This window comes from Bacillus sp. SRB3LM, assembly GCF_015712745.1.
Classification (GTDB): Bacteria; Bacillota; Bacilli; order Bacillales; family Bacillaceae_G; genus Bacillus_A; species Bacillus_A thuringiensis_K.
Genome location: NZ_VWVQ01000002.1, coordinates 71,667 through 91,408, shown reverse-complemented (window position 1 = coordinate 91,408; position 19,742 = coordinate 71,667). Strand labels below are relative to the sequence as shown.

The window sequence follows — 19,742 nt, the reverse complement described above, 5'->3', positions numbered from 1 at the left end:
TTTCCTCCTGGTGTAAGTTAATTAAGCAGCTTCTACTGCTCCCTCTTGTTGTTCTTCTTCATTTGAATCTAACCACTTACAAGCTTCTTCCACACTTTCAAATTCTTTTACACGGTTATTTTTGATGTCATCAGAAGCTTCTCTTTCTCCTTCGTCCTCTTCTTCCCCACTCCACATTGGGTAGATAATTTCTACCTTCTCGTGAGTTGATTCACTAATGATTGAATCGGAAGTGAAAACTTTTGTGATTAATTCTGATTCAGGAATCTTTCCTTTAAAGATGCTGTCTTCACAATGAGTAACAGCAAGGAAGACGTCTCCTGCTTCTAGTTCTTTTAAAGCTTCCGCACTCATCATGAATGTGCCACCAAACGAACTTAGGTCATCGAGAATTACGACTTTGCGACCTGGCTCCATATCACCGATAATTTTTATGCTTTCGATTTTTCCAGTTTCAACGTTTCGTTTCTTAAACCCTACTAATTCATTAGTAATTCCTAGATTGCTATAACGTTTTTGAGCACCAGCATCCGGGAATAGTACATAATCCTTTTCTGCATCAAACTCAATTTTTTCTGAAACAAGTTCAAATAAGTGAGCACCATCTTCAAGTGCAATACAGTTATTTAATAAAGCAGTAGCGACGTCTGAATGAGATTCGTGGACGTAGATTTGACTAAAATTAAGTGAATTAATAAAGTCGCATACATATTTCAAGGTGAAAACATCGCTGCCCATACGTCGATCCATACGGCTATATGGCATATAGGTAATATCTAAAATCGTACCTTTACTTGAAGATTCATCTAAGAATCGTTTAAGTATCATTAATTTGAAGAAATCATCATCTGATTCATATTTGAACATGATGTAATTCTCAGTAAAGAAAGATAAGGCCTTTGTGATTTGTTCCCCATCTAACTTTGTTTCTCCATTTGGAAACTTATTAAATTCAATTACTTTACCATTGAGTTTAATCATTGTTGTTCTCCTTTTTATAAAGCCCAGCTAAATAGCCGGGCCTCCCATTTTGTTTTATGCAAAGTGCTTCTTAATTACTTCTTGTGCGAATGAACCATCCACTTTACCTTTGTTGTCCTTCATAAGGATGCCAGTCACTTTACCAATGTGGTCACCTTTTTGAACACCCTTAGATGTTAGGAAAGAAACGATTTCTTCTTCCGTCATCATCTTTGGTAAGTAAGTTTCGATAATAGCAATCTTTGCTTTCTCTGATTCAACGATGTCCTCACGGTTTGCTTTTACAGCTTCCGCAAGAGCTTGTTTTGTTTGTTTAAGCTCACGTTGAACTACTGCTACTTCTTCTACTTCAGTTAATGGAGCACGCTTTTCTTTCTCTGCAGCAGCTAAACCTGCGCGAATTAAAGTAATGATATTCTTCTTCATCACATATTTGTTTTTCATTGCATCTTTTAATTCAGCCATTAAACGCTCTTTTAAAGTTGTCATTATATTTCCTCCTAATTTTTATTAATACTTTTCAGTCACATAGTCGAGATAAACCTCAGCTGTAAAATCATCACTTGTTTTAATACGTACTTCTGGTCCATTCCAACCATAGGAATCTTCCCAGTAATGTGCATATGTATCTCCACGATGAACAGTCACCACTCGGTTCTTCGCAAAAGTTCCATTTTTCTTTCTTGGGATCTTGTCGAATAAGTCTTTCCAGTCCCAAGGCATGTATCTTAAGATGGCACGAAAACGATCTTCATCTTGTTGTCGTTCTTCTTCAGTCCATCTTTCTCTACCCCACGGATCACCTTTTGTTACATAGTTAATTCCATAATCCTCATCATCAGGGTCTACATTGAATAATGGAGTCAACCTTTCAGTTAGGCGGTTGATATCACCATACAAGGTGAACTCGCGCCCTTTCTCATCCTGTTCTCTATATAAAATGTTTTCCATAGTTACTCACTACTCCCTATTTCGTTCTTCTCTCCAAAAGCTAATGGAAGAAGGAACATAATAATTGCTGCAGTAATACGAATAAATACGTCATAGACATCTATCTCTTCTAATTTGTAGGAATAGGCAGTAGCTATAACTCCGCCTATCGCCCATCCATAAAAGAAATACCTTAATGTCCATAAAGGTTTCTTACAACACTCAAGAGTTTCTCTTACTTCTCTTTTAAATGACTCAATAAATTTCTTCATGATATGATTCTTCCTCTCTATCCATTCACCATCTGAGCATAACGCTGAGCCCCTGCTTCAGGAACTTCCCGTGAGTAAGCCATTTCAGGTATGAATTCGAAGAACAGTCTTCCCTTAAAACTACTAAACTTATTTTTACCAACCTGAACTTCATAAACTGGTTGTTTGTTAGGGTTGTCAGGTCTCATCCAATGAACCGTTGATTGTTGACCGCGAAGGGAAACCTCGTTGTAGCAAAGCATTACAGCTTTTGCTTCATATAGAATCTTTACTGAATCACGTAAGTCATCAGGTGTTGGTCTTCTGTTACCATTTAACTTTCTAAATTCTGCTGTACATACGATTGGACAGTCATATTTAGTAGCAATCTTCGTTAGTAAATCGGCAATGTGGTCATATTTCTCTCCACCAGATTTACTACGAAGTTTCTCGTCACCAATCGTAATATCATGGAAGTTATCGATGAATACAACTAATTGATAACTTGGATCTACTTTTTGTAGTTCAACATGGTAAGCTTCCATTGTTTCTTGGATGTATTCAATATCAGAACCATTGTTTACATCCTGCATGTTGATATAATCTGCAGATTGTTTTAGGGCAATCACACCTTGAGCACGTTTTTCCATGTAGGTAGCATTGTCTTGATATTTTTTAGGGAATCGAACAACGTTAATTGGAATACGTTGATCAATTGCAACTAGACGAGGTAATAACTCGTTGTTGTTATCATCTAAAGAGAAATACAAGACGAAGGCTTTTCTTGGTCTTTCTTTCGTGACTACTTGGTTTGATTGTGAAATCTGCCATGCTAATTGAAGCATGAATGATGATTTACCAATGTTGGATTGACCGCCAATTAAATGAACACCGGTATTCAATCCTTCAAAGGCTTTGTTTAAACTATCAAATCCCCAGTCTAATCCACCCATCTCACCACGATTCCAGGAGTATTCCTCTACTGCATCAATCGTATTAAGCATCTTGGTTCGGAAGAACGGGACTACATCACCCGCTACTTCTCGAACAAGATCTGGTGTGATTTCATTTGGATTCGTTTCAAAGACTGCTGGACTGGATACTACATTAAAAGGAACGACATTTTCTTTTGGCTTGTCTTGTTCCGCTAGATCTTCTGCTGTTGGCCAAAACAATTCTTGCCCTGGATTCGGAGCAGAAAACGGACTTGAAACATTTTCTTGGCTTTCTGTTGCTGGTTGTGCAAACATTGATTACAACTCCTTAGTCATGATGGTTAATTACTCTTGTAGAATTTACAGTCTTCTCTGCATGTAGCAGGACAAGACGCATAGGTTTTAATCGTGTTACAACCATAAACATAATGACCTTTGAAATTGGATCGAAACAGTGTTTGCAGTTCTCTTTCTGGCAGGCTGCCATTATTCCATTCGATTAACATATCCCACGCTTCTTGTTCGGAGTATCCTCGTTGTCTCCAAAATGCAACAAGCATACATGCTATGTGGTTTCTAGCACCTTTAACAGGACCGTTATCAATCATCTCTTCATAACAAGGCGGATCAAAATCGATTGTTTGTGCTTCACCTGATTTGCTAAATGTTTTCTTGAATCGCTGAACAAACTTGTGCTCAACTTCTTTAAAGTATCGAGCAGCCTCTTGAATAACTCTTGGCTTGTCGTACTTAATCCAAGAACCATAGTTTGGGTTTTTACTTATTTGCTGAATATCTACTTCAGATAAAGCCAACAAATTCTTTAATTCCATTGGCACTTTATAAGAACCAGTAGAAGGATGCTGACTTCCTCTTAATCTAAACAAACGACGTCTTTCATACACTTTCATATCAAGTGTTTGGTTTGGTGCAAATGGCATTAATTCTTCTGCCATAATTCGATACATACGGTCTAAATGAGGATGCCAGTCAACACCAAAACATTGGTATGGAACAGTAACATGAATCCCCTTCTTACCGCTAAAGAACACCTTAATCATATTTGCAGGGATTCTATAATTCGGACTAATCGTAAGATGTTGAATGATACGAAGTGCATCTTCTTGAGCCTTCTTAATATCATCTTCATCATCGAAGTCTAAATAAAAATCTCCACGAAGATCCGCTGTATAAGGGTCACTTGTGCTATACTGGAAAGCTGTTGCATACAAACCCCATCCAGGATTCTTTTGTATATAATCAAAACAATTCTGATGATAGTTCATCCAGTTCACTTCACGATACTCATTGCGGATAAACATATTGCCTTCCTTTGTTGGTTTATTACGACCAAATTCCACATAGAATGGTTTCGGTTGTACCATTGATTCAGGCATAGTCGGTGTCTTTACCTCTGCAGCTGCAGGGTGATTAGCTAATTGCCCTTGGTAGAACACGGTCTAAACCCTCCTCATAACAAGTATTTTTTCTAGCTTCATGCACTAATAACGCTTCTGCCTCAAAGTGTTGAATATCAAGCGGCGATTTAGGCATTGGCTTTCCGTTATCTAACGAACATGTAAATGCTTCATCTATTAAATAGAAGATAAAATCCACGTCCCAGAAACGGAGCATATGATCAAAAGCACCTATATCCCTTGCTAATGTAGCTTCCGGAGTTGGTGAATTCGTTTTCGCATAGAAATAATCAACAAGATCTTTTTTCGTAATCTTATCTACTATCTCTAGATAAAACGGTTCATCATCATAAGAAGCTTCAATTGTTCCATCATCCGAAATTTTCAACATCGGTGGCGGTGGAGTTAATTGAAGTCTTGGGTGGAAATAGAATTGTCCAGGTACTAATAAGTTGTCAGGGTCCCTATACGGTTTCCTTACATATTGGATATTGTGAGAATCTAAGATACTACTTGGTTTATAGAAAAGACCTTTTTGAGGATTATCCTTTTCCTTATCAAATAGTTCGTGAAACTGTTTAGCTGTAACAGATCCCCCTGCTAAGATTTCTCCAATATCGTTAATAACTTCTTTTTTATAATTAGAGTCACAGTTGATTTTTCCGTGAGCATCTTTTTCAAAATCTTTGATTTCATCCATGAACCTTGATGCAAGGATAATCATTTGATTATTCAAGTTGGTCTCCCCTTTCGTTTCTCTCACAGGAGCGTTTGTAACATAACCCCTTTTAGAAGAAAGTCAAGATAATAAAAAAACAAGCGGACAATTACCCGCTTGCTGTTTCGTAAATATAGAATTACTCAGATTCGACTTCTTCTTGAATCTTTTCCTCTTCTTTCGTTGACTTCTTAACTTGTTCTTTAGAAGTTGGTAATGATATAGCATTCGTTAAGATAGCTTTATACACCGCTAGTTCATCTTGGTCCGCATTGCGAAAAGCATAGTTAAATACCCAACCACTAATCTCTTCCTCTGCCATTCTCTCCGCCATTTTAACAAACTGAAGAAAATGACCTAAACGTGTACGACCATCATTCTTTTCTTTCCCTTCTGGAACTACAACGTCAAGAATTTGAACAGCTTTATCTTTTAGAAGCTCAAGCAATTGAGAAGCAAGTTCATTACTCTTAATATCTTCTAATGCTGATTCCTTTGCTTTCTTTGATGAAGCTTTAGATAGTTCTAAGAACAAGTCAATTGCTTCATCAATCATCTTTGTATAATTCATTTTTTAGCACCACCTTTCTGCAATAACTCATTACAACCTTTCCATAATTGAAAAATCAATCCTAATCATGAACAACAGTTAGGAATTGCCTAAACAAGAGTTTGACAATACCTACCACTAAAGGTTGTTGTATATCTGTAAGAGAGGTGACAAAAAAAGTGACGAACCGAAGAAGAAAATACGAATTCGCGGAAAAGTGGGTAGAATGCCTAAACTGTTCCCAAGAATACGTGATTGAGTATGTAATTGACGAGCGAGATACAAAAGGTTGCCCGGTCTGCGGATCTCATGCTTATGAAGATCCCGCAAATGAATATAGCGATTGGGGCGATTAAACAATGATCGACTACATTGAAAACGACAACTCAGAGAAGCCACCAGTTAATGTATATATCGGAGAAGAAGAATGGGCTAACTATTCTTTTCAGAACAAAGTTAGACTACTGTATCGACTAAGAAACTCCGACAATGTACTAGCTAAAGAATTGGTTAAATCTATTTCATTACTAGTAGAAGAAGAACAAAGGATGAGAGAGATTGATTACGAAGCAACACTAAAACAATGTGAGGATGTGAGTGAATGGCCGGAATAAAAAACATGCACCAACTTTACGGTGCAACACCATTCGACACGATTAAAGGCGATACAATTATGGACCGCCACATGCAATCACAACTTCGTCAATATACTCCGTACTGTAAGTTCTGCGGGCGAGAAATTATTAACGCAAAGCAGGACGAACATATGCACAACGTAGACCCTGAGTGGGAAATACATTATCAAATGCATTACCGCTGCTATAGGGAAAACGTGAGATAAAGAAGGAGTTAGATAACATGACAAAAATCGAATTAAGTATGGATGATATTTATACGTATATGCAGTGTCCATTGAAGTACAAGCTGACTAAGATTCATGAGATACCTTCTGAAGACGACTATAAAAGTGCAGTACTGTACTCAAAGGGCATTCATCAAACTATTTCCTACTTTTATTATGAAGTAATGCAAGGTAGACTCCCTACTCTCCGACAAATGAGAGATAAGTGGGCTAACTATTATTACTCCATCTTTGAAGAGGATAAACGTACAAAGGATAACTTCCTACTTGCACGAACAGGAACAGATCAACAACGAACGCAACAGATTTTAAACCGGGGCATGGAAGCTATCTATGCTTTCTATGCAGAGAACAAAGATAATCCCGGCACACCTATTGCCGTCAATTACCCTTTCCGTATTGCCGTTCAAGACGACCTAATCCTTACAGGCGAATTTGAACTGATTCGAGAGTACACCGATTCAAACAATAAGCGCATGATTGAGATTGTTGATTTTAAAACCAGCAATAACAAAACTGACGCTTCCTCTGGATTTTTCCTCAGACATGACCTACGAGCAACCGCTATGTTTTATGCCTTCCAGGAACTATTCCAATCTACACCCGACCGATTCGTATTTGATTACATCGGTACAGATAAACAATTGTCTTTATACAGAGATGAGAATGAAATTAAGCGCCTTAAAAGCGTACTAAAAGGAGTTCGTAACGGAATAAAGCAGGAGGATTTTTATCCGCGACAAAGTTTCATGTGCAAATCTTGCCCCATGATGAACTACTGCGACAGATTACAATTTTGACTCCAGATAAGGAGGTAGTCGCTGTATGACACCAAATGAGTTAGGTATTATTGAAAAGATATTTACTAGCATAACTGAAGGTGATAAGCCATTTATGGTTCTCTTTGCAATCATCATGATATTTGTCATCATCATGTCCGTTAAGGTTATGGGATACGTTCGTAGCGTTAGTGATAGTCATAAGGAACAAATCACTGCTATGAATGAAAACATGAAAGAACAACGTGAAGATCATTATAAAATGGTAGCTGAAGATCGTCTTCGTTCTGACAATCGTGAAAGAGAATTGTTCGTGAACTTAGAAAAGAATACTCAGCAGCTTGAGGGCATTGCAACAACACTTAAAGAAGTGCAATTCAATTTCACTAGTTTAGAAAACAAAGTTACACAAAACTTTGATTATCTTGAGAAAGAAATTGAAAGCGTTAAGCAGAAAGTTAGTAAAAAAGAAGACCACGAGTAATCTCGTGGTTTTTTCTTATGTCTAAATTAGACTAGCTTATCTTTAATTACTGATACAACTTCCTTCTTCCACTCAATCCACTCTTTATTGTCTTCCGCAAATTTATCACCTAATGGCTTAAATCCTTTTTCAAATGCATATTTCAGCAGCTTTAAATCTTCAATCGTGAACGTATTAGGATTTTCAAACCATAATATATTACATCCCCGTAAATTCAAATTATGTCACCTCGATTTATACTTCCTTTTTAAAGAAGAAATCTTTTGTTAATCTACAAACAATAACAGTAGCGATAACAATAGGAATAGATATCACAAGCCCAACCTCCCTATATTTCAAATGTTTTAATACCAAAGGATTTGTGTTCGTCTATTTCCCCTTCTGGTACTACATTCTTTTTAGGATAGTTGGAGTAATGGTCTGGGTATCCAATCGCATTCATATGGAATTGAACTCCAGCCTTTTCAAACTCACCTTGAATATGATCGTGTCCACAAATCCAATGGTTTACATTAATGAAAGGAACATCCGTCATATAACAAGTATTGAGTTCATATGGTGTAAATGGATTATGTACTGGCGGAACATGAGAAACGAATACATCAACATGTGTCTCTTCTAATGTGTCATACCAATCCATAGATTCCTTATGTAGCTTTCTTGGTACATCGCTACCTGCGTATCCATTGATTGATATGTATCTAGAATCATTGGATACATTGCGAAGGAACTCCCAATCAGCTTGTGACTTAGGAAGATACCATAGTACATCTCCTGCAAATACTTTGCCTTTGTATGTATCTACATTTTGAACAAGAGGAACTACATTGGGAATTTCAGAAGCTTTTTCTATCAGTTCATTAATGCGACCTATAGAATCCTTATACTTCTTCTTTTGGCTTCCTGAAATAATGTACATGTCATGGTTGCCAATAGTGAAATATACTCTCTCATAATGCTTTGCTGCTTCATCTAAAATCCATAAAGACTGTTGGTTCCATTCACTAAAGTCACCAGGTAATATCAGAACTTCTCCATTACCATTCTCTATAAGTTTCCTTGTGAATTCTCTTGTTCTACTTTCCCACTTCGCTTGGTTGTTCGTCCAAAGCATCCAGTGGTTAGCGTGTAAATCTGAAGCATAATCAATTTTCATTTTTCTCAACTCTCAATTCATAAAGGGAGGAGGCGTTAGCCTCCCCTATCTTTTTATTTTACTGGTTTTAAATATGGCTTGATTGGTAGAGTAGCAAAGTCATAGCGAGCTACTTCATCCATATCTTCAAAGTATGCATGTAAGCTGTCAGTAATCATAAGGTTGATGATTTCTCCCTTTGGATTAAACAACAGTACAGGTTTTCCTAAGATATAAGCTGCGCCTAATTCCCAAGCAGTACCAGTGTCATCATAGTTTTCACCAATGATACCGAATACCATGTCTGCCCATTTGATATGTTCTAAATCGTTTTTAAATACGAATGTACGCCATTCAAAAGAACCGAATTCTACTTCAGGTAATTGGTTCTCTCTCGGTGAAAATACAGTGTGACCTAATGCACGTAATACCTGTTCTGCTTTTTCTACATGTTTTAATTCTTCTTCATTAAAGAATGGCGAGACTAAATATATTTTACTCATTCCAAAGATTCCCCTTTTTTATTTGTGATATAGTAGCTGGACTAACACCGTATTTTGCAGCAAGCTGCCTTCCAATACCATGTCCTCCAGTCTTTAATACTTCTTTGATTTCTGCGACTTGTTGTTCATTAAGAATTGCTCTTCCATGTTCTGACCCTTTTGGTCCTTTATTTAAACCAGTCTTAAAAGAATGAACAATATTTTCTTTTCTCGTAGCCGCTTCAAGATTACTAATACTGTTGTTTTGTTTATTACCGTCTTTGTGGTTTACTTCTTTCCCGTCCAGGTCTAAGCCAGCAGCATATGCTATTACCTCATGAACACCAAAGTTACAATACTTACCTTCATGCTTAACCCCAATACGAACATAACCGTCTTTGTCTATTGTGGAAGCTATTCCTTTTCTTGTCTTTACAGTTCCTGCTTCTAAATCTACCTCCCAACGACTTAAACCAATTTTTAGAATATCAACCCTTTCCTTTTTCATTTCTTCCTCCTGATATGTAAGGGGCTAACGCCCCATCTTGTATTACCATGTTAGGTATCCGCCTGTATGGTATTCATGTTTGGTTGGATGATAAGCATCTTCACCGAAACCACGTTGTTTGTTAACTGCACGAATATGTGTCTGCCATTCTTTACGATTATCTTTTGTTTCAATACCCCAGAACCATTTCAGTACACAACGCTTACGTGCTTTAAATAAACGTTCTTTCTTTGGATCGAACAAGCGAGTATTCTTAGTTGTACAATAGCGACTGTTTTCTTTTTCTGCTTGTTCTTGTTCCCATAATTTGATTTCCTCTTGATTAAACATAATATCCCTAGGAACCAACAGTAGTATTTACGCTCGTCATATCGGCGCAGGCTGTCAGTTTCCCAAGTGCATTAGTTCCGAAGGTTCCATGTATCCGAAGTACATTTAACGTTCACACCTTTCTGCTCCACCCTTAATTGCTTTATCTGTACATTTATCACAGATAAGATGATTCTTTTTATCTTTGATAAAAGCCAAATTAGTATTGTCTTCTTCTTTAAAATCAGTGCGACATATTTCGCATCTAGGTGTATCTTCACGATATCTGCTATAGCTTTTATAGCTCATAAAGTTCACCCAAACTTTTATTACTTCAAAGGTTTCGGTGTATGTTTGCTTAAGTAAGCAGCTCATTTAATAAACCTCCTTAGACAAAACTATTAATCTCCAATATCGAAATCGAAGTCAAAATCAGGACCGCTGCCACCTGCTCCAAAGCGAAGTATGAAGTACAGTGTAGTTAAAACAAGTACTACTAACCATCCCCAGTGATAATCAATAAACATCATTACAAGGGACACTATCCATAAAACAAAACAAATAAACGAAAACATTTTCTTTACTCCTTACCCATTAGCTTTAATAATTCTGCAACTGATAAGTCACGTACCATCACATTGGACAAAGGCATTTCCCTTTTGTTTGAGATACGAGAATATCTATCTCCTATTTCAAAATCAGAATCTTTTTCAGATAATGATGTTTCTAATGTTGATTCATCTTCTGTTAATACAACTGCAGAGGTTGATCTACCAGCCGTCTGATAAAACACTCGGAACGCTTTCATTCTTCAATTCTCCTTCTTTGACACAATCAGCAAACATTACTGTATTAAATGTTTTACCTGGACATTCAACGAATGACACTTTTGAGTTACTTCTACCTACATGTATCTCTTCGACAGTCAATACTTGCCCTTCCTCAAAAAACGTTGCTGCATGTTCTCTTTCGCTGTCATATCCATTTGCATTAAGAAAGTAAACTTTTCTTCCTGCTGGAAGTGGTCCATCATAACGTTCGCCGAAGCTATAATCATCTATTCCACCTGCAAGACTCATTGGCTCTACCCACATATTTCTTCCTCCTTTATTCCCACCAGAATCGTTTCGTAAGTCGTTCCCAACCTTTTTCTTTGGAATCCTTGATGTAGTCTTCCTCAAACAATTTAACAACTTCCATTTGAGCAGACCTGTAAGTTAAACACCAGTCTTCTTTAAAGACTTCAGCAACCGCTGCTTTGTTATGTTCTAGAATGGCTGCTTCGATCTCATCCTCTGTTCCGGTGTACCCATAATGCATTTCTAACCATTGTTCAAAAGTTAAACCTTTTTCTAATGTAGTAACACTCATTTTGGTCTCTCCCTTTATTAAAATGGTAATGCTTCGATTCGTTTAAGATCTTTTAAAACAACATAAACAGTTAGGTATTTCCCCTCACCTTGTCCGTAATGGTGATACACCATATACACTGACCCTTGGTAGGTTAAATCGTTAGGATCTTGTAAAAAAATCTTCGCACCTATTTGAGGTACGAGTAATTGTGTAGATCTTGAAACCATGAATCTAACATTGGTATCTTTATTTATAAAAACTAGTTCATTCATTAATTATCTCTCCTTAAGATTTATTTTTACCTGTTCGGTAATCTAATAGCTCTTTGCAGATTTCTTTTAATATGGCTTTGTTGATAATAACTGCTCCGCCACCATTCCAATCCAAACATTGTCGTGGTAATTTCTTAAGTTGTTCATCTGTTAATTTCATTTATCTCACCTTTTCAGTAATTTCATTCGGTACAAAAGTCTTACATGTAAAGAAAGAAGAAGCGCCACAAACATAGGCACTTCTCCCTCTCTTGTCAAATGGAATTTCCTGCAACGATAATAGGTTTTAATTCTTTAAGACGTAAGCGGTTTGTACCACTTGCAGTGATATACACCTCTGTCTCTACACGAATTGCGTTCTTATTAGAATCAACATAGATTCGTGCTGGCTTCTCTTCGAAATATCCTTTAGAGAATGCAGTAGAATATGGCTTATAGTCTTTCTTCAAAACCTTCTTTTCATGCAATAGCTGAAGTAATGAAGGAATAGGATTCTCTCTCATTTCTTCATCTAATCCGTCTCCATAGACAGCTACTAGGTCTTCTAAGAAGCCTTTTAACGTTGTTCGATTCTGTCTATAGATGCAGCGAATATAACGCTTAGAGTCATGACCAGCTTCCACTAGTACAACATCTTTCTCTAAACGCACCTTTAACAAGTTCTCTACTTTTTTAATCAGTAACTCCCGTTCTTGTCCTTTTAATTCAATCTCTTCGGAGTTCTTAGTAAGACGTTCTGCTTTTTCTTCTTTCTCTTCTTTATGTTTCTGCATTACATTTGACTGCTTTTTTAACAATCGCTTTTGTTCTTTCAGGAAATCCGCTGCCATTAAAATATTTGTTCTTACATCATTTGTTGATTCCATTAATAGATTTTTCATTAAATCCGCTCCTTTTATTAAATAGAAAAAAGCAGAGGATCTCTCCCCTGCTGATTAGTTATTAAAGATTAAAATGAGAGTCTAAAGAATCACAAAGGTAATCGAATCCTTGCTTCGTGATAAAGACTTGCCCTTTTAATAGCTTTAAGATATTTCGATTTACAAGTTGGCGGTGTGGCATATTGCGATTACGCCCCTCTGAACCAAGCATACGATTATCACGCATGTATTGGAACAGTTGGTTACGACCTAAGCTGTAACGTGGGAACATAATACGAGCAAAATCATCAATGGTCATCAGAGCATCTTCAGATAAGAACTCTTTGTATTTCTTGGCATATGGTTTAAGTTCTTTAATTTGATTATCAACCACTCGAATTTCTTCTTCTAGTAGTTCAGTTTGCTCGCCTAACGACTCAATTTGAGCATTAAGTTGAGCAAGTTCTGCTTCTTGTTGAATTAGTACTTCGTCTAATTTACTTAATAAGACAACCGTTTGTTGTTGAAGTGTTAGATTCTGTCTCAGAGTTACGCCGGAAACACGTAACTCTTTCATGTGGGCCTTAACAACTTTCTTGCACTCTTTTGCTACAGGCTTACGAGATTGTAGTAATACTTCATACATACCTTGTTCTGTAAGCATCCAAGATTCTTGAGCACCACTTTGGGTCGGAACAATCTTCCGGACCTTTTCATCCTCATCTACATTTCTTAACATCTTATTAATTGATGAAACATCATACTCAATCCATTGAGCTACATCTTTAGCTAAGAACAATGGCTCCTCAAATGTTCCATAGATAGAAAAGGAACGTCCTTCAAAAACCATCTCAGAGATAGGAACTAAAACCTCAACATTCATTACTTCGTTTGTCATGTATCTTCCTCCAAATAAAAAAGCGCCGCAAACAAATGCGACACTCTTGTTAAGTATAGTTTATTTAGAGTGGAGTACATACCAAGGAGAATAAATCTAAGACTCCTTATAACAAGACTCAGTAAAAGAATGTTGGGACTTTTAAAGAGAATCACTTGATCACCAAGACTTCTCTCCTTAATACGTACCCCTACTCTCCAAAAAATTTTCTGATGGCGCGAATTTCGCTTCCAGCAGTATGTCGTTAATAACAAATCCAATATTGAATTTGTCTTCTTCTAAATCTAAATAGATGGGTTTAGCTTCCAACTCTTTTTTAATATACAGTTCATCCATATCTTCAATATTATCTTCTAAGAGTAAGTGTTTCCTATCTTTTTTAGGTTCTAAAATAGCTATACCTATAGACGGAAAATATAAAAGAATATCGATAGAACCCACTTTAACGTTCTCTTCGAACATCAAGTGATAAAAAGAATTCTTAATAATTTCTATTGCCTCTTGCTTATTCATTATTAACTCCCTTCACAAGCAATCCTACCTACCTTTATACCATATTTACGAAAAAGCTAAAAGACACCTTTTTCTTACAGTTATTAAGTTAAGCTAACCCATCTTTAAATATTCGAGATAATTCTTTACAACTACAGCTCTAATGGTTCAAATACTTAAAGACAAGTTAGTTCAAGGAGGAATTAATGTGCTTAAATTTATTAACAGTCAAGGTAAAAAAGTCATGGAGATGACAGATAACGGCGATGTAACTATCTTAAATGAAGAACTTAAAAAGTCTTTCTCTGAAAACTCTCTACAAGAAACTAAGAAAGAGGAGAAAGAAAATGAGTAAATTAACTGATCAAAAAGAAGTGTTAGGTATTTTCATTACTAAGAATGAAGTAGCTAACTTAAATATGGAACACATTCATGTAAGTGACTTTGCTATCCAAACAATCTTAAAAACAATTCGACTTACTCCTGAAGTTCAGGCAGAAGTTATTGATAAGATGGTTGAGCGTACACCAGGTTACTTCCAACTAAGTCCTGAAGAACAAGTGAACAAAATCAAAACAACTTTAACTATCGAAACAGTTGTTGAGTACCTTCGTTTACACGAGTACATCCGTGAAGGTATCGACATGATTGAAGTTGGTATTGACCAAGAAGGTTCAATTATTGTTTCTGCTTTTTATGTAGAACAAAATGACACACTTGATAAGGTCTTTCGAAAAGAGTTAACTCCAGAAGAACTAGACCAATTAGAAAAAGAAGTAAACATCTTAGATGGCCAAATGAACATCTACGAAGAAGCTAAGAAACGTCTAGATCAAATGAAGAAGGATAACGTTATCCCATTCCAAAATCGCGAAGCTCGACGCTTAGCTAAACATCAATCAAAAGCGAGGTTATCAAACAAATGAGTGAACAAGTAAAAGAAGTTGCTAAGGAAAGCAAAACATTTACTGCTATTGGTGGATTCGAAATGGTTCCAGTATTAAACGGTCATGTTCTACCAGAAGTATTTGACATTAAATACCAAGAAACATTTTACTCAATGGATTCTGGTGAAGCATTTGACACCGATAAGTTTTCCCCAATTAGTGGTATCATGCGCGCATATGTGTTTAATAGTTCGCCTATCAGATCACATATGAACCGTAACGGAGAAGATGAATTTATCGTTTTCTTCAAAAATAACGAAGGAGTATCTATTCGTTTTGAAGGCTTTCGTTTTATTGAACGCAAAGGTGGTTTTAATACCGACAACTTAGTAGACGAAGAATCGTTTTTATTTGCCTGTGACGAACTTGTTTTTGATGACAAAACTCCATACGGATATTTAGGTGAAAAGTACAAGTCTACTTTCGGATATACAGAAAAGGTGGTTGAGTCTGCATGAGTGAAGAACAAGTAAAAGACAATCCAGTATACGTAGTTGAAGAAGAAGAGGAAGAAACGATTACAGTTGACCTCGAAAATAAAACTATCTATCAAAAAGAAGAAGGATTAATGATAAAGGCAGATGGTGTTATCGATCCTTCACTAACTACTACTTTTGATGTTAGAAATGGACATTTCGGTGGCACTCTTGATTTAACTCCCCCGAAACCAGCCTTCCAAAATGAGCTTCAAGATTTACTACTAAATACAGTAACTTCAAAAGCTGTTGCTTCCCTACTATCAAAACATTCTACTCTCGATACAGAGCTTGATAAATTAATGGAAAACAAACGAATGGGACAACTTGGTTCTATTCTAGATAAAGAAATTGATGAAATGATGACTAAGCGCCGTATGGAATTACGTTCTTGCTTCATAGGAGAACAAGTTCGCTATGAAAAGATTCCAGATTGGGCAAAGAGCTATGTAAGAGAATACATCAAAAACATGGTTCATGGATTATCAATTTTAGTAGAAGACGGGGAATAATTTTCTAGGTTATTCCCCTAGATTCTGTTACAATATAGGAGAGGATACATATGTACTACTTAGGATTAGACCCCTCAACTAAATGCACAGGATACTGTGTAATGGACGAAAAGCATGATATTGTCGAAGCTGGCAAAATCGATATCCCTACTAAAGGTGATGAAGGAGATAAAATCCTTTATCAAATCGAACGTATTGAAGCCCTCTTCGAAAAATATGATATTACTAAAATCCTTTGTGAAGACCAATTTAGCAAATTAAACATCGATACATTAAAAAAATTAACACGAGTATCGGGCACAATCCTTTATCTTGCAAAGAAACACAAGCTAGAGATTGAACTTATCTACCCTACTAGCTGGCGTAAAATATTCCACGGTTCGGGTAAAGCTAAGAAAGAAGATACCTTCCATAAGGTTGTTGCTATCTATGAATTTGAGAATCTAGAATTCAAGAAAGATAACGATTTAACAGATGCTATCGGCATTGCCTGGGCATGTGTAGACTTACATAAGGAAGGTGTAGCTGCTTGAAAATCTACCGTGGCAATATAGGTGTAGACTTGTCTCTTGAAGAGTTTTCTCAAATCATAGAAGATGAAGATAAAATTGATGACCTACTCAACATCATTTACGAATTGGAGATGGATGAAGTCATGAATTATAATAAAGAAGACATCTTAGCTTTTGAAGCAAACCTTTTTCAAGAGGTTGCAGAATACCAACGTAAACAAAATGCAAATGACGACACTGTAAAAATGGAACGTATCCTAGCCCACTTAGAAAAGTATGGACGATAAAACTCAACAGTATGAACACATTGAGTCTTTAGTGTTCGAATATCAAGCAGGTTCCGAGAAGGCTGGGTTAGAAATAATCCAGTCTTTTGGTTATGATCCGGAAACAAAAGAACTATCGAAGTACCTCAATAAGTACTTTTCCCTCTTACGCTTTGGTGTGATTAAGTTTAATGACAGAGATACAAGGCAATTCCTCAGACAGTTTACCTCAGACGAAACCCTGCATAAGGCTCTTATCCCCAACTATCAATATGCTCATACGAAAAAAGCTACACGGAAGCTTGTTCAGATGATTAACTATCGCATGAGACATATTACAGATGAAGATTTAATAAATGATCTTTGCTTGCTCTTATTAACTCAGGCTAGGAAGTATAAGAAACAAGGAAAGAAAAAAAACTTTTGTGGATACCTATTCAATAGTTATCGATACAAAGTTTATGCTCATTACAAATATCTCTTCAAAGATTTACTCTATTCACATCGTATAGACATGTTAGAAGATTATAGGGATGAGAACAGTGAGATTATTATAGAAGAAACTCTCCGCTCCGACCTTTACTTTCAAAATGAAAAAGAGAAAATAGGACTTAATTGGATACTAGGCAAAACCGCTGACTATCCCTTTAACCAATTAAATAATTTTGAAAGAACTCTACTCTCCCTTTACGACTATAAAGGAATGACCTATGAAGAAGTTGGTGCCCAAATGGGTTATCACCGTGATACTATTTGGAATAAGCGTAAACAAATTAAGAAAAAACTTAAAGAAATAATGAAGAATCCTCCCTGCGATTAACAAGGAGGATCTTTTTTATTGGTCATTAAAAACAGCTAGGTAAACTTTTGCAATATTTCTAGCATCATCAATTCCTCGATGATGTGTTCCAATAAACTTAAAACCTTCCATCTTTAATGCTTTTGGAACTCCAACAGGTCGATCCAGCTGCTTAATTTTTTGGTGTTCATGTTTTACGCTTCGATGGTTTATTAACCAATCTGCAGACAGATTCAGATGCTTAGAATCTTTTTCTAATTGCTTTCTGTCATAGAACCCCCACGACAGAAACTCTGAATCTCCCGCCCAAGATTTAAAGCTTGCAATAGCTTCTGAAAAACCTGGTGCATTATCAACATCAGTTTGTTTGATATGAGTAAGCTCCTTGCAAAAATCAGTTAGCTCATTACTTCGAACAGGCTTTACAAAACTTTGAAATTCATCTACCACTTTACCGTCTACAATTTTTACCGCACCAATTTCAATTGTTTCATTGTCGAAATTCGGATTAATTTTCTTGTCTTCACAAGTAGCTTCCAAATCAAAAATTATCTTTGTCTTCATTTATCAACCCCACCTATCTATTGTAATACAGGAACTTTACTTAATTGAGCTTCTAACTCTGCAATTCTAGCTTTTAAAATCGTTTCTTCTTCATAGCGCTCTATGATTTCTACTAAGTGTGGTTTGATATTTGTTTTAGCAGACAAGAAATACGATGAATATCTTGGATAACGATTTCTTGCTTCTTTAAAGAATGGGAAGAAGAACTTCTCAGTCTCAATAGCTTGTCTGATTTTCTTTTCTGAAGTAGCATCACGCAATGTGCTGAAGTTGTGCTTTCTATCAGAAGTCTTAATTAGACATGCGCCCACATTACTAAGGATAGGTTCAAGATATAATACTTTAAGGAGTTCACCTTTTTTATAGTCAACAGACTTTTCTTTCGTAACAAGGTCAACCATTTTAGCGACATTAGCATTGAATTTGTCTTCAACCATTCTTAAAGTGATTCCATCAACATCTTCAACGATATCGTGAAGCAGAGCTGCCGATAAGATATCTTGATCTCTTATACCGTGATTAAATAAGTCTTGTGCAACATCTACACAATGATTGTAATAATCTGTCCCATCATGACGCGCAAATCCTTTTGTGGCACACATCTCTTCCCTAACCCAATCTAATGCAAGAAGAGTCTGTTCCTGCCCTGCATCTGCCATACGTTGCTCAAATAACCTTACTCTGCTTTCACTCATATATATTCCTCCCTAAATTTACGTTGTAATAGAAACTACATTAAATCCTAAGTCCTTTGCTTTTTGCTCATCGAACTTTTCATCTAAATGCATACAGTAGACTTTGTGCCTTACGTCTTGTTTGATTAGCTCATCTAGTTTTCTTAGTGATAGATGAACATTCTTCTCGTAGTCTGCTATGCATGTGTCTTGATAAAAGTAATCAATCTGGTCATACTCTAACATGAATAAAACACCCAACGGGATATCATTGGAATCTCCGCTGTAGTAAATCGTATGGTTACGACCATCGATACAGATTTTAATAATGTATCCGAAGCAAGATAATTCCTCTACATGATTTGCCCAAACAGTATTAATGTTTAAAGTAAACTCATCATAATAAAGTTCTACACTTCCACCGAATTGTAATAGTTCATATGTATTTCTTTCTACGCCCATCGTTTTTAAGTTTTCTACAATCTTTAAATCGTATGGAGCGCACACAGTTACACTTGGTTTCATTAACTTTCCCATTGAGTAATACCCATAGAAAATTAAATCCCCTAATGAACCTACATGGTCAGGATGCAAATGAGTGAGCAGTACAGTTACTTGTTTCACTTCATCTAGCAATTTAGATTCAATCAAGCGGCCGAATGTTGAACTACCGCAATCAATTAAAAACAAATGGTCATCCTTTTTTATATAAGCGCAGTTGTTTCCTTCTTTTGTGTTGAATGCACTACCTCTTCCAATAAAATTAAGCATTTGT

The 19,742-nt window shown here is 36.3% G+C and carries 37 protein-coding genes; 11 read left to right on the top strand and 26 right to left on the bottom strand.

Annotated elements, in window-relative coordinates:
* Positions 1 to 21 precede the first annotated feature (21 nt).
* The 8 genes from F3I02_RS00700 to F3I02_RS00665 all read right to left on the bottom strand — a co-directional run bounded on the left by F3I02_RS00700 (position 22) and on the right by F3I02_RS00665 (position 5,804).
* Positions 22 to 981 carry a ribose-phosphate pyrophosphokinase gene (locus tag F3I02_RS00700; protein ID WP_196477344.1) on the bottom strand — a complete coding sequence of 320 codons (960 nt, stop codon included), beginning with the start codon at positions 979 to 981 and terminating at the stop codon, positions 22 to 24.
* Positions 982 to 1,035: 54 nt separating this feature from the next.
* Positions 1,036 to 1,470, bottom strand: coding sequence for a GatB/YqeY domain-containing protein (locus F3I02_RS00695; protein ID WP_196477343.1), 435 nt, complete (start codon positions 1,468 to 1,470; stop codon positions 1,036 to 1,038).
* A gap of 21 nt (positions 1,471 to 1,491) precedes the next feature.
* Positions 1,492 to 1,932, bottom strand: a complete 441-nt coding sequence (locus F3I02_RS00690) for a hypothetical protein (RefSeq protein ID WP_196477342.1) — start codon at positions 1,930 to 1,932, stop codon at positions 1,492 to 1,494.
* A 2-nt stretch (positions 1,933 to 1,934) separates the two neighbouring features.
* Positions 1,935 to 2,183 carry a hypothetical protein gene (locus tag F3I02_RS00685; RefSeq protein ID WP_196477341.1) on the bottom strand — a complete coding sequence of 83 codons (249 nt, stop codon included), beginning with the start codon at positions 2,181 to 2,183 and terminating at the stop codon, positions 1,935 to 1,937.
* 17 nt (positions 2,184 to 2,200) lie between these two features.
* The gene (locus F3I02_RS00680) at positions 2,201 to 3,412 is read right to left on the bottom strand and encodes a DnaB-like helicase C-terminal domain-containing protein (protein WP_196477340.1); all 1,212 of its coding nucleotides are present in this window, start codon (positions 3,410 to 3,412) and stop codon (positions 2,201 to 2,203) included.
* A 26-nt stretch (positions 3,413 to 3,438) separates the two neighbouring features.
* Positions 3,439 to 4,554: a primase C-terminal domain-containing protein gene (locus tag F3I02_RS00675; RefSeq protein ID WP_308018115.1), complete on the bottom strand. Its 1,116-nt coding sequence runs from the start codon at positions 4,552 to 4,554 to the stop codon at positions 3,439 to 3,441.
* Positions 4,529 to 5,251: a hypothetical protein gene (locus F3I02_RS00670; protein ID WP_230876739.1), complete on the bottom strand. Its 723-nt coding sequence runs from the start codon at positions 5,249 to 5,251 to the stop codon at positions 4,529 to 4,531. Before F3I02_RS00670 ends, F3I02_RS00675 begins: the two co-directional genes overlap by 26 nt.
* A gap of 121 nt (positions 5,252 to 5,372) precedes the next feature.
* Complete coding sequence (locus F3I02_RS00665) at positions 5,373 to 5,804, bottom strand: hypothetical protein (protein ID WP_196477339.1); 432 nt, start codon at positions 5,802 to 5,804, stop codon at positions 5,373 to 5,375.
* A 338-nt stretch (positions 5,805 to 6,142) separates the two neighbouring features.
* On the opposite strand from F3I02_RS00665, the gene F3I02_RS00660 reads away from it, so the two are divergent.
* The 4 genes from F3I02_RS00660 to F3I02_RS00645 are packed head-to-tail and all read left to right on the top strand — an operon-like array spanning position 6,143 to position 7,908.
* On the top strand, positions 6,143 to 6,397 hold the full coding sequence (locus tag F3I02_RS00660; RefSeq protein ID WP_196477338.1) for a hypothetical protein: 255 nt from the start codon (positions 6,143 to 6,145) through the stop codon (positions 6,395 to 6,397).
* Positions 6,398 to 6,402: 5 nt separating this feature from the next.
* A complete protein-coding gene (locus F3I02_RS00655; RefSeq protein ID WP_196477337.1) occupies positions 6,403 to 6,624 on the top strand; it encodes a hypothetical protein in 222 nt (73 codons plus the stop codon).
* A gap of 17 nt (positions 6,625 to 6,641) precedes the next feature.
* Positions 6,642 to 7,445: a PD-(D/E)XK nuclease family protein gene (locus F3I02_RS00650; protein WP_196477336.1), complete on the top strand. Its 804-nt coding sequence runs from the start codon at positions 6,642 to 6,644 to the stop codon at positions 7,443 to 7,445.
* A gap of 25 nt (positions 7,446 to 7,470) precedes the next feature.
* On the top strand, positions 7,471 to 7,908 hold the full coding sequence (locus tag F3I02_RS00645) for a hypothetical protein (protein ID WP_196477335.1): 438 nt from the start codon (positions 7,471 to 7,473) through the stop codon (positions 7,906 to 7,908).
* 26 nt (positions 7,909 to 7,934) lie between these two features.
* On the opposite strand, the gene F3I02_RS00640 is transcribed toward F3I02_RS00645, so the two are convergent.
* The 15 genes from F3I02_RS00640 to F3I02_RS00570 form a co-directional block, all read right to left on the bottom strand.
* Complete coding sequence (locus F3I02_RS00640; protein ID WP_196477334.1) at positions 7,935 to 8,126, bottom strand: hypothetical protein; 192 nt, start codon at positions 8,124 to 8,126, stop codon at positions 7,935 to 7,937.
* A gap of 110 nt (positions 8,127 to 8,236) precedes the next feature.
* Positions 8,237 to 9,064, bottom strand: a complete 828-nt coding sequence (locus F3I02_RS00635) for a metallophosphoesterase (protein ID WP_196477333.1) — start codon at positions 9,062 to 9,064, stop codon at positions 8,237 to 8,239.
* 53 nt (positions 9,065 to 9,117) lie between these two features.
* Complete coding sequence (locus F3I02_RS00630; protein WP_196477332.1) at positions 9,118 to 9,546, bottom strand: nucleoside 2-deoxyribosyltransferase; 429 nt, start codon at positions 9,544 to 9,546, stop codon at positions 9,118 to 9,120.
* Positions 9,539 to 10,033 (bottom strand): HNH endonuclease signature motif containing protein, encoded by a 495-nt coding sequence (locus tag F3I02_RS00625; RefSeq protein WP_196477331.1) that lies wholly within the window; start codon positions 10,031 to 10,033, stop codon positions 9,539 to 9,541. The genes F3I02_RS00630 and F3I02_RS00625 overlap by 8 nt, the downstream gene beginning before the upstream one ends.
* A 42-nt stretch (positions 10,034 to 10,075) precedes the next feature.
* On the bottom strand, positions 10,076 to 10,363 hold the full coding sequence (locus tag F3I02_RS00620) for a hypothetical protein (RefSeq protein WP_196477330.1): 288 nt from the start codon (positions 10,361 to 10,363) through the stop codon (positions 10,076 to 10,078).
* A gap of 105 nt (positions 10,364 to 10,468) precedes the next feature.
* Complete coding sequence (locus F3I02_RS00615) at positions 10,469 to 10,717, bottom strand: hypothetical protein (protein ID WP_196477329.1); 249 nt, start codon at positions 10,715 to 10,717, stop codon at positions 10,469 to 10,471.
* Between the two features lie 26 nt (positions 10,718 to 10,743).
* Positions 10,744 to 10,917, bottom strand: coding sequence for a hypothetical protein (locus F3I02_RS00610; protein ID WP_196477328.1), 174 nt, complete (start codon positions 10,915 to 10,917; stop codon positions 10,744 to 10,746).
* A 5-nt stretch (positions 10,918 to 10,922) separates the two neighbouring features.
* Entirely contained in the window at positions 10,923 to 11,150 is a 228-nt protein-coding gene (locus F3I02_RS00605) for a hypothetical protein (RefSeq protein WP_098265139.1), read from the bottom strand.
* Entirely contained in the window at positions 11,113 to 11,436 is a 324-nt protein-coding gene (locus F3I02_RS00600; RefSeq protein WP_196477327.1) for a hypothetical protein, read from the bottom strand. Before F3I02_RS00600 ends, F3I02_RS00605 begins: the two co-directional genes overlap by 38 nt.
* A gap of 13 nt (positions 11,437 to 11,449) precedes the next feature.
* Positions 11,450 to 11,713 carry a hypothetical protein gene (locus tag F3I02_RS00595; protein ID WP_196477326.1) on the bottom strand — a complete coding sequence of 88 codons (264 nt, stop codon included), beginning with the start codon at positions 11,711 to 11,713 and terminating at the stop codon, positions 11,450 to 11,452.
* A 17-nt stretch (positions 11,714 to 11,730) separates the two neighbouring features.
* A complete protein-coding gene (locus F3I02_RS00590) occupies positions 11,731 to 11,967 on the bottom strand; it encodes a hypothetical protein (RefSeq protein WP_098586951.1) in 237 nt (78 codons plus the stop codon).
* Between the two features lie 13 nt (positions 11,968 to 11,980).
* Entirely contained in the window at positions 11,981 to 12,127 is a 147-nt protein-coding gene (locus F3I02_RS00585; RefSeq protein WP_180228127.1) for a hypothetical protein, read from the bottom strand.
* A 94-nt stretch (positions 12,128 to 12,221) separates the two neighbouring features.
* Complete coding sequence (locus tag F3I02_RS00580; protein ID WP_230876738.1) at positions 12,222 to 12,848, bottom strand: hypothetical protein; 627 nt, start codon at positions 12,846 to 12,848, stop codon at positions 12,222 to 12,224.
* A gap of 61 nt (positions 12,849 to 12,909) precedes the next feature.
* Positions 12,910 to 13,725: a BRO family protein gene (locus F3I02_RS00575; RefSeq protein WP_196477325.1), complete on the bottom strand. Its 816-nt coding sequence runs from the start codon at positions 13,723 to 13,725 to the stop codon at positions 12,910 to 12,912.
* 177 nt (positions 13,726 to 13,902) lie between these two features.
* Positions 13,903 to 14,238, bottom strand: a complete 336-nt coding sequence (locus F3I02_RS00570) for a hypothetical protein (protein WP_196477324.1) — start codon at positions 14,236 to 14,238, stop codon at positions 13,903 to 13,905.
* A gap of 187 nt (positions 14,239 to 14,425) precedes the next feature.
* Between F3I02_RS00570 and F3I02_RS00565 the strand changes: the two genes are divergently transcribed.
* Genes F3I02_RS00565 through F3I02_RS00535 form a run of 7 tightly spaced genes read left to right on the top strand, consistent with a single transcriptional unit; the run spans position 14,426 to position 17,750 of the window.
* The gene (locus tag F3I02_RS00565; RefSeq protein WP_230876737.1) at positions 14,426 to 14,572 is read left to right on the top strand and encodes a hypothetical protein; all 147 of its coding nucleotides are present in this window, start codon (positions 14,426 to 14,428) and stop codon (positions 14,570 to 14,572) included.
* Entirely contained in the window at positions 14,565 to 15,143 is a 579-nt protein-coding gene (locus F3I02_RS00560; protein WP_196477322.1) for a hypothetical protein, read from the top strand. The genes F3I02_RS00565 and F3I02_RS00560 overlap by 8 nt, the downstream gene beginning before the upstream one ends.
* Positions 15,140 to 15,622, top strand: coding sequence for a hypothetical protein (locus F3I02_RS00555; RefSeq protein WP_196477321.1), 483 nt, complete (start codon positions 15,140 to 15,142; stop codon positions 15,620 to 15,622). The genes F3I02_RS00560 and F3I02_RS00555 overlap by 4 nt, the downstream gene beginning before the upstream one ends.
* Positions 15,619 to 16,152: a hypothetical protein gene (locus F3I02_RS00550; protein ID WP_196477320.1), complete on the top strand. Its 534-nt coding sequence runs from the start codon at positions 15,619 to 15,621 to the stop codon at positions 16,150 to 16,152. The genes F3I02_RS00555 and F3I02_RS00550 overlap by 4 nt, the downstream gene beginning before the upstream one ends.
* Before the next feature lie 50 nt (positions 16,153 to 16,202).
* Complete coding sequence (locus F3I02_RS00545) at positions 16,203 to 16,685, top strand: crossover junction endodeoxyribonuclease RuvC (RefSeq protein ID WP_196477319.1); 483 nt, start codon at positions 16,203 to 16,205, stop codon at positions 16,683 to 16,685.
* Positions 16,682 to 16,951 carry a hypothetical protein gene (locus F3I02_RS00540; protein ID WP_000708631.1) on the top strand — a complete coding sequence of 90 codons (270 nt, stop codon included), beginning with the start codon at positions 16,682 to 16,684 and terminating at the stop codon, positions 16,949 to 16,951. Before F3I02_RS00545 ends, F3I02_RS00540 begins: the two co-directional genes overlap by 4 nt.
* The gene (locus F3I02_RS00535) at positions 16,941 to 17,750 is read left to right on the top strand and encodes a helix-turn-helix domain-containing protein (protein ID WP_196477318.1); all 810 of its coding nucleotides are present in this window, start codon (positions 16,941 to 16,943) and stop codon (positions 17,748 to 17,750) included. The genes F3I02_RS00540 and F3I02_RS00535 overlap by 11 nt, the downstream gene beginning before the upstream one ends.
* A gap of 15 nt (positions 17,751 to 17,765) precedes the next feature.
* Here the strand turns inward: F3I02_RS00535 and F3I02_RS00530 are convergent, their stop codons facing one another.
* The 3 genes from F3I02_RS00530 to F3I02_RS00520 are packed head-to-tail and all read right to left on the bottom strand — an operon-like array spanning position 17,766 to position 19,738.
* On the bottom strand, positions 17,766 to 18,293 hold the full coding sequence (locus tag F3I02_RS00530; RefSeq protein WP_196477317.1) for a 3'-5' exonuclease: 528 nt from the start codon (positions 18,291 to 18,293) through the stop codon (positions 17,766 to 17,768).
* Positions 18,294 to 18,310: 17 nt separating this feature from the next.
* A complete protein-coding gene (locus tag F3I02_RS00525) occupies positions 18,311 to 18,988 on the bottom strand; it encodes an HD domain-containing protein (RefSeq protein ID WP_196477316.1) in 678 nt (225 codons plus the stop codon).
* Between the two features lie 18 nt (positions 18,989 to 19,006).
* Positions 19,007 to 19,738, bottom strand: a complete 732-nt coding sequence (locus tag F3I02_RS00520) for an MBL fold metallo-hydrolase (RefSeq protein ID WP_196477315.1) — start codon at positions 19,736 to 19,738, stop codon at positions 19,007 to 19,009.
* Positions 19,739 to 19,742 lie beyond the last annotated feature (4 nt).

Excerpts from the sequence above, each read along its gene's own strand:
- F3I02_RS00700 (WP_196477344.1), bottom strand. The coding sequence starts at position 981 with ATGATTAAACTCAATGGTAAAGTAATTGAATTTAATAAGTTTCCAAAT.
- F3I02_RS00695 (WP_196477343.1), bottom strand. The coding sequence starts at position 1,470 with ATGACAACTTTAAAAGAGCGTTTAATGGCTGAATTAAAAGATGCAATG.
- F3I02_RS00690 (WP_196477342.1), bottom strand. The coding sequence starts at position 1,932 with ATGGAAAACATTTTATATAGAGAACAGGATGAGAAAGGGCGCGAGTTC.
- F3I02_RS00685 (WP_196477341.1), bottom strand. The coding sequence starts at position 2,183 with ATGAAGAAATTTATTGAGTCATTTAAAAGAGAAGTAAGAGAAACTCTT.
- F3I02_RS00680 (WP_196477340.1), bottom strand. The coding sequence starts at position 3,412 with ATGTTTGCACAACCAGCAACAGAAAGCCAAGAAAATGTTTCAAGTCCG.
- F3I02_RS00665 (WP_196477339.1), bottom strand. The coding sequence starts at position 5,804 with ATGAATTATACAAAGATGATTGATGAAGCAATTGACTTGTTCTTAGAA.
- F3I02_RS00660 (WP_196477338.1), top strand. The coding sequence starts at position 6,143 with ATGATCGACTACATTGAAAACGACAACTCAGAGAAGCCACCAGTTAAT.
- F3I02_RS00655 (WP_196477337.1), top strand. The coding sequence starts at position 6,403 with ATGCACCAACTTTACGGTGCAACACCATTCGACACGATTAAAGGCGAT.
- F3I02_RS00650 (WP_196477336.1), top strand. The coding sequence starts at position 6,642 with ATGACAAAAATCGAATTAAGTATGGATGATATTTATACGTATATGCAG.
- F3I02_RS00645 (WP_196477335.1), top strand. The coding sequence starts at position 7,471 with ATGACACCAAATGAGTTAGGTATTATTGAAAAGATATTTACTAGCATA.
- F3I02_RS00635 (WP_196477333.1), bottom strand. The coding sequence starts at position 9,064 with ATGAAAATTGATTATGCTTCAGATTTACACGCTAACCACTGGATGCTT.
- F3I02_RS00630 (WP_196477332.1), bottom strand. The coding sequence starts at position 9,546 with ATGAGTAAAATATATTTAGTCTCGCCATTCTTTAATGAAGAAGAATTA.
- F3I02_RS00625 (WP_196477331.1), bottom strand. The coding sequence starts at position 10,033 with ATGAAAAAGGAAAGGGTTGATATTCTAAAAATTGGTTTAAGTCGTTGG.
- F3I02_RS00620 (WP_196477330.1), bottom strand. The coding sequence starts at position 10,363 with ATGTTTAATCAAGAGGAAATCAAATTATGGGAACAAGAACAAGCAGAA.
- F3I02_RS00615 (WP_196477329.1), bottom strand. The coding sequence starts at position 10,717 with ATGAGCTGCTTACTTAAGCAAACATACACCGAAACCTTTGAAGTAATA.
- F3I02_RS00610 (WP_196477328.1), bottom strand. The coding sequence starts at position 10,917 with ATGTTTTCGTTTATTTGTTTTGTTTTATGGATAGTGTCCCTTGTAATG.
- F3I02_RS00605 (WP_098265139.1), bottom strand. The coding sequence starts at position 11,150 with ATGAAAGCGTTCCGAGTGTTTTATCAGACGGCTGGTAGATCAACCTCT.
- F3I02_RS00600 (WP_196477327.1), bottom strand. The coding sequence starts at position 11,436 with ATGTGGGTAGAGCCAATGAGTCTTGCAGGTGGAATAGATGATTATAGC.
- F3I02_RS00595 (WP_196477326.1), bottom strand. The coding sequence starts at position 11,713 with ATGAGTGTTACTACATTAGAAAAAGGTTTAACTTTTGAACAATGGTTA.
- F3I02_RS00590 (WP_098586951.1), bottom strand. The coding sequence starts at position 11,967 with ATGAATGAACTAGTTTTTATAAATAAAGATACCAATGTTAGATTCATG.
- F3I02_RS00585 (WP_180228127.1), bottom strand. The coding sequence starts at position 12,127 with ATGAAATTAACAGATGAACAACTTAAGAAATTACCACGACAATGTTTG.
- F3I02_RS00580 (WP_230876738.1), bottom strand. The coding sequence starts at position 12,848 with ATGAAAAATCTATTAATGGAATCAACAAATGATGTAAGAACAAATATT.
- F3I02_RS00575 (WP_196477325.1), bottom strand. The coding sequence starts at position 13,725 with ATGACAAACGAAGTAATGAATGTTGAGGTTTTAGTTCCTATCTCTGAG.
- F3I02_RS00570 (WP_196477324.1), bottom strand. The coding sequence starts at position 14,238 with ATGAATAAGCAAGAGGCAATAGAAATTATTAAGAATTCTTTTTATCAC.
- F3I02_RS00560 (WP_196477322.1), top strand. The coding sequence starts at position 14,565 with ATGAGTAAATTAACTGATCAAAAAGAAGTGTTAGGTATTTTCATTACT.
- F3I02_RS00555 (WP_196477321.1), top strand. The coding sequence starts at position 15,140 with ATGAGTGAACAAGTAAAAGAAGTTGCTAAGGAAAGCAAAACATTTACT.
- F3I02_RS00550 (WP_196477320.1), top strand. The coding sequence starts at position 15,619 with ATGAGTGAAGAACAAGTAAAAGACAATCCAGTATACGTAGTTGAAGAA.
- F3I02_RS00545 (WP_196477319.1), top strand. The coding sequence starts at position 16,203 with ATGTACTACTTAGGATTAGACCCCTCAACTAAATGCACAGGATACTGT.
- F3I02_RS00535 (WP_196477318.1), top strand. The coding sequence starts at position 16,941 with ATGGACGATAAAACTCAACAGTATGAACACATTGAGTCTTTAGTGTTC.
- F3I02_RS00530 (WP_196477317.1), bottom strand. The coding sequence starts at position 18,293 with ATGAAGACAAAGATAATTTTTGATTTGGAAGCTACTTGTGAAGACAAG.
- F3I02_RS00525 (WP_196477316.1), bottom strand. The coding sequence starts at position 18,988 with ATGAGTGAAAGCAGAGTAAGGTTATTTGAGCAACGTATGGCAGATGCA.
- F3I02_RS00520 (WP_196477315.1), bottom strand. The coding sequence starts at position 19,738 with ATGCTTAATTTTATTGGAAGAGGTAGTGCATTCAACACAAAAGAAGGA.